10 protein-coding genes are annotated in these 13,427 nt (G+C 75.3%); 8 read left to right on the top strand and 2 right to left on the bottom strand.

All coding sequences use genetic code 11. The features are described from left to right. Positions 1-14 precede the first annotated feature (14 nt). Together IEZ03_RS01010 and IEZ03_RS01005 are read left to right on the top strand one after the other, a co-directional pair. Positions 15-1,154, top strand: a complete 1,140-nt coding sequence (locus IEZ03_RS01010; protein ID WP_184882960.1) for a DUF58 domain-containing protein — start codon at positions 15-17, stop codon at positions 1,152-1,154. Next, positions 1,151-3,385 (top strand): transglutaminase TgpA family protein, encoded by a 2,235-nt coding sequence (locus IEZ03_RS01005; protein ID WP_184882962.1) that lies wholly within the window; start codon positions 1,151-1,153, stop codon positions 3,383-3,385. The genes IEZ03_RS01010 and IEZ03_RS01005 overlap by 4 nt, the downstream gene beginning before the upstream one ends. On the opposite strand, the gene IEZ03_RS01000 is transcribed toward IEZ03_RS01005, so the two are convergent. Continuing rightward, positions 3,366-4,004, bottom strand: coding sequence for a hypothetical protein (locus IEZ03_RS01000; protein WP_184882963.1), 639 nt, complete (start codon positions 4,002-4,004; stop codon positions 3,366-3,368). The two genes, IEZ03_RS01005 and IEZ03_RS01000, sit on opposite strands and share 20 nt — an antisense overlap. An 18-nt stretch (positions 4,005-4,022) precedes the next feature. Between IEZ03_RS01000 and IEZ03_RS00995 the strand changes: the two genes are divergently transcribed. The 3 genes from IEZ03_RS00995 (at position 4,023) to IEZ03_RS00985 (ending at position 7,385) form a co-directional block, all read left to right on the top strand. Next, entirely contained in the window at positions 4,023-4,241 is a 219-nt protein-coding gene (locus IEZ03_RS00995) for a hypothetical protein (protein WP_184891027.1), read from the top strand. Then, complete coding sequence (locus IEZ03_RS00990; RefSeq protein WP_184882966.1) at positions 4,238-5,173, top strand: threonine ammonia-lyase; 936 nt, start codon at positions 4,238-4,240, stop codon at positions 5,171-5,173. The genes IEZ03_RS00995 and IEZ03_RS00990 overlap by 4 nt, the downstream gene beginning before the upstream one ends. Positions 5,174-5,264: 91 nt before the next feature. Continuing rightward, on the top strand, positions 5,265-7,385 hold the full coding sequence (locus tag IEZ03_RS00985; protein WP_184882968.1) for a fibronectin type III domain-containing protein: 2,121 nt from the start codon (positions 5,265-5,267) through the stop codon (positions 7,383-7,385). A gap of 27 nt (positions 7,386-7,412) precedes the next feature. On the opposite strand, the gene IEZ03_RS00980 is transcribed toward IEZ03_RS00985, so the two are convergent. Continuing rightward, entirely contained in the window at positions 7,413-9,221 is a 1,809-nt protein-coding gene (locus IEZ03_RS00980; protein WP_184882970.1) for a serine/threonine-protein kinase, read from the bottom strand. A gap of 373 nt (positions 9,222-9,594) precedes the next feature. On the opposite strand from IEZ03_RS00980, the gene IEZ03_RS00975 reads away from it, so the two are divergent. The 3 genes from IEZ03_RS00975 to IEZ03_RS00965 all read left to right on the top strand — a co-directional run bounded on the left by IEZ03_RS00975 (position 9,595) and on the right by IEZ03_RS00965 (position 13,377). After that, positions 9,595-11,079 carry a hypothetical protein gene (locus IEZ03_RS00975; RefSeq protein WP_184882972.1) on the top strand — a complete coding sequence of 495 codons (1,485 nt, stop codon included), beginning with the start codon at positions 9,595-9,597 and terminating at the stop codon, positions 11,077-11,079. A 74-nt stretch (positions 11,080-11,153) separates the two neighbouring features. Then, the gene (locus tag IEZ03_RS00970) at positions 11,154-12,299 is read left to right on the top strand and encodes a CaiB/BaiF CoA transferase family protein (protein WP_184882974.1); all 1,146 of its coding nucleotides are present in this window, start codon (positions 11,154-11,156) and stop codon (positions 12,297-12,299) included. Between the two features lie 223 nt (positions 12,300-12,522). Next, entirely contained in the window at positions 12,523-13,377 is an 855-nt protein-coding gene (locus IEZ03_RS00965) for an esterase/lipase family protein (RefSeq protein WP_184882976.1), read from the top strand. Positions 13,378-13,427 lie beyond the last annotated feature (50 nt).

The following is a 13,427-nucleotide window of genomic DNA, read 5'->3' as shown; positions in this document are numbered from 1 at the left end:
GTGAGGGAGGCCAGGTGCTGACGCCGCTCGGCTGGGGGACGGCGGCCGGGTCCGCGCTGCTGTACGCGGCGGGCTGGGCGCTCGGCTACCCGGAGCCCGCGATGTTCGGGGCCGCCGGGCTCGCCGCGGCGGCGGGCGCGGTGCTGTGGACGCTGCCGCAGGTGAGGCTGGACGTCCGCCGGGAGATAGCCCCGGCCAAGGTGGAGCGCGGCGAGCCCGCCGTGGGCGTCCTGCACGTCACCAACCGGGGGCGCGGCGCGCGGGGCGTGCGCGCCCGGGACGCGGCCGGGCCCGGCTCGATCGAGGTGGACATCCCGCGGCTGCGGGCGGGCGGCACCCGCACCGTCACCTACCGGCTGCCGACCGGCCGGCGCGGCGAGCTGCCGGTCGGGCCGCTGCGGCTGGAGCGCGCCGACCCGCTCCGGCTGGCCCGCCGGACGCGGGAGTACGGCGCGCCGGAGGTGCTGCTCGTCCGGCCGCGGACGGTGCCGCTGGCGCTGCTGCCGTCCGGGCGCGCCCACCACCTGGAGGGGCCGACCAGCGACCGGTCCCCGGCGGGGACGGCGACGTTCCACGCGCTGCGCGAGTACGTGGTCGGCGACGAGATGCGCCACATCCACTGGAAGTCGTCGGCGCGGACGGGGACGCTCATGGTGCGCCGGCTCGTCGACGCGAGCCTGCCGACGACGACGGTCGTGCTGGAGGCGCGTCCCGGGGCGTGGCCCGAGCCCGACGACTTCGAGCTGGCCGTGGACGCTGCGGCGTCCGTCGCGGCGGGCGCGGCGTCGGCGCACTTCCCCGTCCGCGTCCTCACCGGCGAGGGGCCGGTCGCGGAGACGCGCGGCGGGCCCGACGACCTGGAGACCCTGCTCGACCGGCTCACCTCGGTCGAGGTCCGGGAGGGCCCGCGGTCCGCGATGGACGCGGTGCGCCGGGTCCGCGGCGGCGGGTCGCTCGTGGTCGTGGCGGGCGGCGCCGCGGGGGCCGCGGAGCTGGGGAGCGTCGCGGCGGTCCGGAGCCGGTTCGACCGGGTGGTGGTGCTGCGGGTCCGGCCGGCGGAGCCCGCGTCCGCGCCGCCCGGCGTGCAGCTCGTCGACTTCGCCGACCTGGAGGGGCTCGCGGACGCGTGGCGGCGGCTCGGGCGGGTCCGGTGACCCGGTACGCCTCGCTCGCCGTGACGGCCTGCCTCGCCGCGGTCGCCGGGCTGGCCTTCCACCGCGTCTTCGGGGTCGGCCCGGTGGCGCCGGTCGCCGCCGTCGCCGCGGTCGTCCCGACCGTGCTGTCCGGGCTGCTGTCCGGCCCGCGCAAGAGCGGGGACCCGTGGCCGCTGTGGATCTCCCTGGTGCTGACCGTGGTGGCGTGGGCGGGCACCGTGACCGGCACCGTCCTGCGTCCCGCCCTGGCGGACGGGACGCTGCCGCGGGCCCTCCGCGACGGGGTGCTCAGCTCGTGGAAGGCCATCCTGACCACGCTGCTGCCCGCCCCGGCCGAGCCGGAGTACCTCGTCCTGGTCAGCGTGGTGGTGTGGCTCGCGGCGTTCGCGTCCGCCGAGCTGGCGCTGCGGACCTCGCTGCGCGCCGCCCCGTGCGTCCCCGCGCTCGGCGGGTGGGCGGTGGCGCTCCCGCTGGGCGTGGACGGCCCCGGCTCCAACCTGCCGCTCGCCGCCGCGGCCGTGGCGCTGACCGCGGTCCTGGTGCTGCTCCGCGCGGACGGCCCCGGCGCGGACGGCCCCGGCGCGGGCGTCGCGTGGCGGCCGCTCGCGGCCGGGGTGCCCGCCGCCGCGGTGCTCGGCGCGCTGGCGTTCGCGGCGGGTCCGGTCGTCCCGGTCGGCGCGCGGCCCTACGACCCGCGGGAGCAGGTGCAGGCCCCGCCGCCGCAGCAGCGCGACGGCGTCAGCCCGCTCGACCGCGTCGGGGGCTGGCTGCTGCGGCCGGGCGAGGTGATGTTCACCGTCCGGTCGGGCCGCCCCGAGCAGCAGCGGCTCGCCGTCCTCGACCGGTTCGACGGCGTGACGTGGTCGTCCACGGCCCGGTTCGTCCCCACCGGGAGCCGGGTGCCGGAGGGCCCGCGGCCGGGGGAGCGGCACGAGGTCGAGCAGCACATCACGATCCGGGACCTGCCCGGCGTGTGGGTGCCCGCGCCCGACCGGCCCCGGCGCGTCGAGGGGCTCCCCGTCGCCGTCGACCCGGAGAGCGGCGCGCTCGCGGCCGGGCGGCCGCTCCGGCCCGGCCAGGCCTACCGCGTCACGTCCGTCGTGCCCGAATGGACGGCCGAGGACCTCGCCGCCGCGGCCCTCGCGACCGACGCCGAGGCCAGGGCGGCGCTCGACCTGCCGTGGGGGCCGGGCGCGACGGAGCCGCCCGTCCAGATCGCCGAGTTCCGCCGGTTCGCGGAGGCCGCCACGCGGGGTGCGGGCTCGCCGATCGAGAAGGCCGCGCTGCTCGCCGAGTACCTCAGGCGCTACGCCGCCTACGACGTGACCGCACCGCCGGGCCACGGCTACCGGCAGCTCGACTACTTCCTCAGCGAGGGCAGGCGCGGCACGCCCGAGCACTTCGCGACCGCGTACGCGCTGCTCGCCCGCACGATCGGCCTGCCGTCCCGCGTCGTGGTGGGGTTCCGCGGCGGGCAGCGCGCGGGCGACACCGTCCAGGTCCGGTCGGGGGACGTGCTGGTGTGGCCCGAGATCAAGTTCGAGGACCTCGGCTGGATCCGCTTCAACCCGCTCCCGGATTCCGGGCGCCGCTCCAAGGAGGACGACTCGGTCGCCGCAGGCGAGACGGAGCAGAAGCTGGAGCAGGCGCAGAAGGCCGCCGCGTCCCAGCAGCGCGGCGAAGGGCCGGGCCAGAACGCGGAGAAGGGGCCGCGCGAACCCGCCGCCGGAGGCGGATCGCCCACGCCGTGGTGGGTGTTCACCTCGGTCGCGGCGGCGGTGCTCGTCATCGGCTACGTGCTCGCCGTCCTGCTCGCTCCCGCCCTGCGGAAACGCCGCCGCCGCACGGGCCCGCCCGCCGCGCGCATCACCGGCGCCTGGCACCAGGCCCTCGACCACCTCGCCGACGTCGGCCTGTCCACGGCGCGGACGCTGACCGCGCACGAGGTCGCGCGGTTCGGGGCGTCCAGCGTCGGCGCGGACGCGCACGGGCACCTGGGGCCGCTCGCCGACCTCGTCAACCACAGCCGCTTCGCCGCGTCGCACCCGGACCCGCGGGCCGCCGACCGGGCGTGGGAGCACTCAGACGCGGTGGGACGCCTCGTCACCGCCAGGGCCGGGCGCGTCCGGCGGCTCCGGCGGCGGCTGCATCCCCGGTCGCTCACCGGCAGGTCCGGCGGGGAGCGCCGCCCGCCCGCCGGGCGGCGGCGCGTCAGGAGCCCGGGAGGCTGACGGCGATCTCGCCGCCCAGCACGGCGCCGTCCGCCAGCGCCAGGTCGTCCCCGCTCCAGAACCGGCCCGGGTCGAACCAGTTCGGGCGGCGGCCCTTCGGCAGCAGCCCCATCGCCTGGTAGGTCACCGCGACGATCTCCGCGCAGAACGCCGTCTCCAGGTCCTCCTCGCGCTCGGCGGGCCGCCGGATCGGCACCCGGCCGCGCAGCCACCGCGTCGCCAGCCGCGACGTGGACGGGAACGGCGTGCCGTCCAGCCGCGCCACCGCGCGCAGCGCCGCGTCCTCCGTCCCCCTGGACGGCGGCGGCTCGAGCTGCCGCAGCCACGCCCGCTGCCCGTAGCGGTTCCCCCACGCCATCACCGCGTCGCGCAGGTCGTGCAGCTGCGCGCCGCGGTGGTGCCCGCCCGTCCACATGTCCCGCAGCGACCTGCCCAGTTCGGCGTGCCACATCAGGGGCGGCAGGTCGTCGATGACGATCGACATGCCGACGTGGTTGACCGGGCTGTTGGTGGTCATCTGGATGGCGCGGTCGACGGCCGTGCGGCCCCGGAAGATCCAGACGTCCCCGGTCCGCGTCAGCTCGGCGGCCTCGTCGAGGGAGATGCTCGTACCAGGCATGATCGATACGGTAGCCGCATGCGACGGTGGAGAGTGCCCCGCCCTGGGAAGGCATCCGGCCTGCTGAAGGCGTCGAACCTCTGGAAGGCACTGGGCGTCGCCGGGTTCCTCGGCGTCGCCGCGACCGGGGCGGTGATCGTGCGGAGCGAGCGCCGCCGCCGGTCCTACACGCCCGAGGAGATCCGGGAGCGGCTGCACGCGCGGCTGGACGAGGAGGAACCGGGGAGGCGCCCGTGACGCCCCGCGCCGTCCGCCCCCCGGACCGCGACGACCTCGACCGCGCGTGGCGGGCCGTCTCCGCCGAACTCGATCCGACGCCCCTCGTGCCGTCCTCCCTGGCCCCCGGCGCCATGCTGAAGCTGGAGACGTGCCAGCCGACCGGCGCGTTCAAGGTGCGCGGCGCGCTCGCGGCCGTCGCGGCGCTGCCGCCGGGGCGGCCGGCCGTCACGGCGAGCGCGGGCAACCACGGCCTCGGCATGGGCCACGCGGCGGCCCGGTCCGGCGCGGACGTCACCGTGGTCGTGTCCGCCCGCGCGTCCCCCGTGAAGATCGACAAGATCGGCGCGTACCCGGTGCGGCTCGTCCAGCACGGGACGACCTACGACGAGGCCGAGGAGCACGCGCTGACCCTGCCCGGCCACTACGTCTCGCCCTACAACGACCCGGCCGTCATCGCCGGGCAGGGCACCATCGGGCGCGAGCTGGAGCGGCAGGCGGACGGGCCCCTCACCGTCGTCGCGCCGGTCGGCGGCGGGGGCCTGCTCGCCGGGCTCACCCTGTGGGCGCGGGACCGGCCGGACGTCCGGATCGTCGGGGTGGAGTCGGCCGTGTCGCGCGGCATCGCCGCCTCGGTGGCGGCCGGGCGGGTCGTCGAGGTCGAGGTCGGCGAGACGTTCGCGGACGGCCTCCCCGGCAACCTGGAGCCCGGCAGCGTCACCCCGGGGGTGATCGGCCGCTCCGCGGAGCTGACCGCGGTCACCGATGACCAGATCCGGACGGCGATGCGCTGGCTGTTCCGCGAGCACGGGCTCGTCGCCGAGGGCGCGGGCGCCGCCGGGATCGCCGCGGTCCTCGCCGGGAAGGTGGAGGTCACCGGCCGCCCGGTGGTGGTCATTACCGGACGCAACATAACAATCCCGACGTTCATCGACGCGATTCGCGAAAACTGAACATCTTCGTATTTGCGAGAACACCGACATCAGCGGCCCGCCACCCGCTAACTTGTGCGATCGAACGGGGAAGGTGATCAGAATCGTGCGGGTGGCGATCCTGAGATTGTTCCGCCGCGACCGCCTCACCGGGCAGGTGGCGGTCGGGCTGGTCGGCGTGCTGGTCATAGCCGCGGCGGTGTACGGGGTGGGCGTCGCGAGCGCCCAGTACCGCCTCGCCGACGTCGGCGCGTGGCTGACCGCCAAGAGCAAGGGCATCGTCGTGCACGTCAACGGCCCCGCCGCCAAGGTGGACGGCAAGGCCGGCGTGATCCCGCAGATGCGCGGGCACAACGTCAAGGTCGTCCAGGACGGCGCCACGGTCTTGATCATCGACCTGGACACGGGCGTCGTCAGCCGCCTCGACCCGTCCCAGCTGAGCATCGGCCAGAGCCGCTCGCTGGGCAGGGGCATCCAGGTCCTCGCGGGCGCCGGGAAGGCGTACACGGTCGACTCGGTCAAGGGCGTCGTCCAGGAGATCGACCCGGTCGGCCTGACGCCGGTCGGCGCGTCCGCCACGCTGCCGCCGGTCCTCGGCCAGGCCGGGATCGACGGCAAGGGGACGCTGTGGGTGCCCGTCTCGCAGAAGGGCGAGGTGTCGGCGTTCCGGGACGGCGCCCTCCAGCCGCCCGTCCGCGTCGGCGCGCCCGGCGGCGACCTGGCGCTGACCGTCGCCGCCGGCGACCCCGTCGTCACCGACTCCACCGCCGCCACCGCCACCGTCGTCCGGTCCGGCTCCCCGCTCACGATCAGCCTGCCGACGACCGTGCGGCGGGCGGGCCGCGGCGGCGTGCTCGCCCCCGCGCAGACCGACGGCAGGATCGTCCCGCTGCTGGTGCCCGGAACCGGCTCCCTGGTCACCGTCGACACCGACACCGGCCGGTACTCCAGCACCCGGCTGCCGATGCCGAGGCACCGGTACCGGCCGCCGCAGGTGCTCGGCGCGAAGGTCTACATCCCCGACGAGACGGCCGGCGCCCTGATCGTGTACGACTCGGCGGCCAACCGGTTCGAGCGGCCGATCGCGGTGACGAACCGGCCGGCCAGGCTGGACGTCTTCGTCCGGGACGGGCTGCTCTGGGCGAACGACCCGGCCGGCCCGCACGCCGTCGTGATCGACCGGGGGAACGTGCACCGGGGCATCAACAAGTACAAGGACCGGGTCGCGGGCGGTCCGAAGCGCCGGACGATCCCGCTGCCCGGCGACGGGGACGCCCCGCCGCCGAGCGGCCGCCCCCCGGCTTCGCGGGGGACGCCGGAGGCGCCGCCGCCGTCCCGCCCCCCGGCGCCCGGCGAGCCGCCGACCGCGCCCGGCAACGTGTCCGTCACGCCCGGCGCGGGGACGATGCGGGTCGACTTCCAGCCCTCGCAGGGCGACGGCGTCATCGGGTACGTGCTGAAGGACGCGGCGTCCGGCCTGTCGGTGAGCCCGTCCGCCATCGGACCCGGCGCGGGGCCCTTCACCTTCACGATCTCGGGCGGCGACTGCGGGACCGAGTACCGCTTCCGCGTGGCCGTCCGCTACCGGGACGCCCGGGGCAGGACGCGCGAACTCCCGTCGGCGGCGAGCGACCCCGTCCGCCCGTGCGTGACGCCGGGAACGCCGACCGGCCTCAAGGCGCTGGCGACCAAGTCCGGCGCGCAGGTCTCGTGGACGGCCGCGCCCGGCGGCGGCTCGACGAGCTACCGGCTCACCTGGGAAGGCCCCGTCTCGGGGAGCAGGACCGTCTCGACCACGTCCGCCACGCTCGGCGACGTCTGGTCCAACGGCGACTACACCTTCACCGTCACCCCCACGAACGGCGCGGGAACCGGTGCCAACGCGACGATCAGCACCAAGCTGACCGGCCCTACGAGCACCTACGCCGTGACGAGGAACGGCCTTTCCAACGGCTACATCAGGGCAGAGGCCAACCCCAGCAGCACCACCGTGGCCACCATGAACGACAACAACGGTGACAGCGTCACCGTGCACTGCAAGGAGCAGGGCCTCTCCTACGAGCACTCCAGGGACCCCAACCTCGACGGTGACATGTACACCAACATCACCTGGAAGGGGTACCGCGGCTACGTGGTCAGCTACCTGGTCAACACGCCCGGCGACTGGAAGGGCTTCAACGGGCCGGCGATCTGGAAGTGCGAGCCCTCCGTCACCTTGCAGCCCTCGAACTGAACAACGGGCGGGCGGCCCGGGGACGGCTCAGCCGGGCCGTTTCGCGCTGATGCAGGCGGGTGCCGACCATGACACGTCCGGCGCCTGGCCGGGGTTGAGGCGCAGCACCGCGCCCACCTTGAAGCAGTAGCGGGTCCTTGGGCGCAGGCCGGGCATGGTCGCCGAGCGGGAGCCGGCCTGGGCCGTCACGAGCGGGTTCGCGCTGGCGGGCTGCTGCTGGATGAGCAGCGGCAGCTCTTTAGCGGCGGGCGGCAGCGTCCAGGCGAGCACGGCCGTGCGGCCCGCCGGCCTGGCGACGAGCCCGCGCGGGCGCGTGGCGGTGAACTGGGCGCGCGGAAGGGGCTCGGACGGGACGTCCGTGGCCTGCCCCTGAGGACCCGGTGTGGCGGCCGCCGGAGGGCCCGCGGACCGCCGTCCCTCCTCGCCGCCCCCGCGGGTGAGGGCGAGCGCCCCGACGCCGAGCGCCAGCCCGCCGACGAGCGCCACGCCCGCCGCGACGATGAGACCCCGCCGCGGGCCGTCGCCCGGCTGGTCGAGCGTGTGCTGGTGCGGGACGGGCTGCTCCGGGGCGAACCGCTGCGAGACGAGCTGGTGCGGGGCCGCGTGCGGTGCCGTGTGCGGTGTCGTGTGGGCGCCGCTCGCCCGCGGATCGTCCGCCCGCGGCGGCCCTTGCACCTGACCCCCGGGCATCGCGGGCCAGGCCGCGGGGGCGTCGTCGCGCGGGACGGTGTGCGGCTCCCGCGGCATCGTGCCCTCCTGCGGGAGGAGGGCGTCGGGCGTCTGCGGCGGGGAGGCGTCCGGGTGCCAGGGCGACGGCGGAGCCGGGGGCCCGAGGACGGGCGCCTGGGCGGTCGGCGCCCACTCCGGGACGCGCGGCGGCCCGGAGGTGTCGGGGAACGACAGCCGCGGCGCCGAGGGAAAGTCGGACGACGCGAAACCCGACGACGACCCCGAACCGCCGTCCTGCCGCGGACCCGGCAGGGCGGCGCCGCTGCTGTGCGGGACGTCCGTGACCGGCAGGCCCAGCTCGGCCTGCACGCTCTGGAGCGCCTGCGCGAACTCCACGGCCGTCGCGAAGCGCTGCTCGGGGGTCTTGGCCATCGCGTGCACGATGACCTCCTGCACCCGGGGCGGCACGTCCGCACGGGGGATCGGCGGCGGCGGATCGCTGAGGATCCGCAGCATCAGCTGCGCGATGCCCTCGCCGGCCGGGCCCTTGAACGCGGGCTGCCCCGCGAGGAGCTGGTACAGCGTCGAGCCGAGCGAGTAGATGTCGGAGCCGACGCCGGGCTGCCTGCCCTCCAGGATCTCGGGCGCGGCGTGGTGCGGGGTGAACGCCTGCGTGTGGGTCGCGTCGAAGGTGTCGACCAGGCGGGCGATGCCGAAGTCGGCGAGCGCGGGCTCCCCGTAGCGCGACAGCAGCACGTTCTGCGGCTTGACGTCGCGGTGCAGGACGTCGGTCTCGTGGGTGGCGGCGAGCGCGCCCGCCATCTTCACCCCGATGCGCAGCACGTCCGCGACCGGCAGCGGCCCCTCCCGCGCGAGCCGGTCGGTGAGCGCGCCGTGCTCGAAGTACTCCATCGCGATGTAGGGGCGCCCGGACCGGGTGGTGCCGGTGTCCAGCACGGTCACGATGTTGGGATGGCCGGACAGCCTGCCGGTGATCTTGCTCTCCCGCTGGAAGCGGCGCATCGCCGCGTCGTCGACCGAGCCGATCGACAGGACCTTCAACGCGACCATCCGGTCCAGGTGCTCCTGGTGCGCGCGGTAGACGACGCTGAAGCCGCCCTCGCCGACCTGCTCCAGCACCCGGTACCCAGGGACGTCCTCGGTCATGGGCAGGGGGATCCTTCGTGGTCGCTCGTGTGGTTCGCGGCGGGGGCGCGATCATTCGATGTACTGCGGTCCGGGGAGGTTCCCCCGGGGGCAACAGCGTAGTACGGGGACGAAACGGGCGCGGGCTTCTCCCGCCGAACGGTGCGGGCGCCGATCTTCCGGCGGCTCCGGTACGGAAATAGGCAGACATTTCCAGTGGCCCGGTTAATCGTTGTCCCAATTCCGCTCCTGCCTCGCCCACATGCGGCCTAACCTCGTGGTTCGCGAAAACAGAACGGCCCAGAGGGAGTGGCCCGCCGTGACGGAAGATGTCCTGACGAATACGAGGACGGAAACGCCGCTGCCCAAGACAGCATATGGCGACCTTGTCCGGATGGCGTATTTCGTTCTGCCCGGGACGGGAAAGCGCGTCTACCGGCTGGCGGTCGCGCGGCGGATCGTGGACGCCTCCGCCCGCGGCGCCCGGGACCGCTCGCCCGCCGGGCTGGCCCGCCGCCGCACCCGCGTGCTCCGCCGGGCGATGCGCCCGTCCCGCCGGCTGCACATCGGCCTCGGCCCCTGGCTGCGCGCCCTGCCCACCCGGCTGCCCGACCCGGCGCTCACCGCCGCCCTGGCCAAGCTCCATCCGCACGTCCGCGTCGCCTACGTGCTGCGGCACGTCGAGGGGCTGCCCCGCTACGCGGTCCACGACCAGCTGGTCGAGCTGCGCATCCGCGACCCCTGGCCGGCGATCCGCGCCGCCGACGCCGTCCGGCCGCCCGCCGCCCGGCGCGCCGACCGGTTCGAGCCCGCGCTGCTGCGCCCCGTCCGCAACCGCTCGGTGCTGCCGCTGGTCACCGCCGCCGTCCTCACCGCCGCCCTCGTCGCCGTGCTGGTGGCGACCGAGCGGGGCGACCCGCGCGAACCGGAGCTGCGGCTCGTCTCGGCCGGCCCCGGCGCCTGGACGGGCGGCGCCCGCACCCTCGACGCCTGGCCGGCCCGCGGCGACCTCGCCCGCGACCGGGCGTTCACCCGGGGCGCCGCCGCGGCCTGGGCCGCCGCCCCGGCGGGCCGCCGCGCGACCGGCACCGCGCAGCTCCTCTACGCGGGCAACGTCGGCGGCACGGCGCTCGCGGTGCTGCGGCAGGGCGGCCGCGTCGCCCGCTACACCCGGGGCGGCCTGGACGTCGTCGACGCCGGGCAGGACACGTCCGCCCCGATCGCCCTCGGCGGCGGGCGCTACCTCCTGGCGCCCTGGGACGCGCGGCCCGAGACCCTCGCCGGGGACGCCCTCGCGGTGACCGACGGGGTGACCGCGCCCGCCCGCGCCGAGTCCCGCTGCGGCCGGGGCCCCCTCTTCCATGTCGGCTCCAGGACCCTCGGCGACCTGGGCGGCCCGCGCGCCACCGTGCTCAGCTACCACTCGCCCGCCTACCGGCCGGACGGGAAGGACGAGCCCGCGCGCCTCGGCCGGGGAGGCCGCGAGTTCTGGAACCGGCTCGCCTGCGCGCCGCACCGGCCGGACGGGCCGGACCGGCCGGTGACCGAGGCCATGGCGTGGAACTTCTGGTCCGGCGGGCTGCCGCGCGGCGGCGGCTCCGCCGACTGGGTCTGCACCCGCCTGACCTTCGCCGACGGCGCCGGCGCGGCCGCCGCCACGCTGCTCGCGGCGAAGGACCGGGCCACCGGCCCCTGCGACGCCCGCCGCCCGGTCAGCGGAACGTGGTGGAAGGCCCCGTCCGGCCGCTGGTACTACCTGGCCGCGGCCGGGCCCGGCCTCGTCCCGCACGCGGACGGCGTCCGCCGCTCCACCGTCCGCAAGCGCCTGCTCACCGCGACCGGCACCCGGGACGCGCAGGTGGAACTCACCGCACGCTAGCGCCGCCCGGGTCAGAGTCCGCTTACATTGATCGGGCACACTAGGGGGACCGAACGAGATTCAGGGAGATGCGCATGGGCAAGGGGCCGCTGTCCGGAGTACGGGTGATCGAGCTTGCCGGGATCGGGCCGGGGCCCTTCGCCGCGATGCTGCTGGCCGACCTCGGCGCCGACGTGATCCGCGTCGACCGCGCCTCCGCGGTGAAGGCCGGTGAGGCCGCCGGCGGGACCGACTTCAGCAACCGCGGCAAGCGCTCCATCGCGATCGACCTGAAGAGCGAGAAGGGCAAGGAGGTCGTCCTCCGGCTGGTCGAGAAGTCCGACGTCCTCCTCGAAGGGTTCCGGCCCGGCGTCACCGAGCGCCTCGGCCTCGGCCCGGACGACTGCCTCGCCCGCAACCCGAAGCTCGTCTACGGGCGGATGACCGGCTGGGGCCAGGAGGGGCCCCTCTCCCACACCGCCGGGCACGACGTCGGCTACATCGCGATCACCGGCACGCTGCACGCCATCGGCCGGGCCGGCGGGCCCCCGCAGGTCCCGCTGAACCTCCTCGGCGACTTCGCCGGCGGCAGCATGTACCTCGTCGTCGGCATCCTGTCCGCCCTCCTGGAGTCCAGGACGAGCGGGCACGGCCAGGTCGTCGACGCCGCCATCGTGGACGGCGCCGCGCACCTGTCCACCTTCATCCACGGCTTCCTGCGGGGCGGCCTGTGGGAGGACCGCCGCGGCGTCAACATGCTCGACACCGGCGCCCCCTGGTACGACGTCTACGAGACCTCCGACGGGCGCCACATGGCCGTCGGCGCGATCGAGCCCCAGTTCTACGCCGAGTTCCTCCGCCTCAGCGGCCTCGACAAGGAGGACCTCCCCGCCCAGCACGACCGCTCCGGCTGGCCCGCGCTCCGCGAGCGCTTCGCCGAGGTGTTCCGCACGAAGACCCGCGACGAGTGGACGGAGATCTTCGTCCCGAGCGACGCCTGCGTGGCGCCCGTCCTGTCCATGGCTGAGGCGGCGGAGCACCCCTACAACACGTCCCGCGACGTGTTCCCCGAGCTGGCCGGCCACCCGCAGCCCGCCCCGGCGCCCCGCTTCTCCCGCACCACCACCGAGACCGACGGCGTCCCCGCCCTGCCCGGCGGCCAGACCCGCGCGGTCCTGGAGGACCTCGGCTTCACCGACGCCGAGACCCTCCTGAAGGAGGGCGCGGTCGCCCAGGCGTGACCGATCTCCGCCCGTCGGGGCTGGTCGCAGGCGACCGGACTCCCGCGATTGTGAGTCGCTTGACAATTCCCCCGGGGTAACCGGCGGCCGTTCCACAAGACCGCGCCGGAATGCGGGCCGTACGTTATGTGCACTCCACCCCCACCGACACGGCGATGAGGGGCCGGATCCGGATGTCCGGGTCCCGGCCTCTCTTGGCCGTGCCCGCTTTAGGGAGATGCACATGCGTTTCAGGCGGCTCCGCAGATGGGCGGTCATCGCGGCCGCGATGACGGCCGTGCTGGGCACGACCGGCATCACCGCGCCCGCACAGGCCGAGATCGTCCCGGAAGGGGCCAACGACTGGAAATGCAAACCGTCGTTCTGGCATCCGCGCCCGGTCGTGCTCGTGCACGGCACGTTCGAGAACATGGCGTTCAACTGGCAGAAACTCTCCCCGGCGCTGAAGAAGGCCGGATACTGCGTCTACGCCCTCAATTACGGCGGCCCGAAGGACGGCCCCATTCAGGGAATCTACGACATTCCCACGTCGGCCGGTGAGCTGTCGGCGTTCGTCGACCGGGTGCTCGAATCGACGGGGGCGGCGAAGGTCGACATCGTCGGGCACTCGCAGGGCGGCATGATGCCGCGGTACTACATGAAGTTCCTCGGCGGGGCCGCGAAGGTGAACAAGCTCGTCGGCATCGTCCCCTCGAACCACGGGACGAACGCGTCGGGGCTGGTGGAGCTGGGCCGGCTGCTCGGCATCACCCAGGCGATCGTGAAGGCCGCGCCGGCGGCCGGTCAGCAGATCATCGGCTCCGACTTCCTGCGGGAGCTGAACGAGGGCGGCGACACCGTCCCCGGACCGCAGTACATCGTGCTCGCCACCAAGTACGACGAGGTCGTCACGCCCTACACCTCGTCGTTCCTGAACGGCTCCAACGCGCACAACGTCCTGCTCCAGGACAAGTGCCCCGACGACACCAACGCGCACCTCGGCATCAACTTCGACCCGGTGATGATCAAGTTCGTGCAGAACTCGCTCGACATCTGGGGCCCGTACTGGCCCATCGACTGCGCCGATCCGCTCGGCTGATCCCGCGCGGACGGAACGGCGCCCGGTGCTCCCCTCTCCGTGAGCACCGG

This window comes from Actinomadura livida, from assembly GCF_014648675.1.
GTDB classification, from domain to species: Bacteria; Actinomycetota; Actinomycetes; order Streptosporangiales; family Streptosporangiaceae; genus Spirillospora; species Spirillospora livida.
This window is presented reverse-complemented; position numbering and strand designations above follow the sequence as displayed.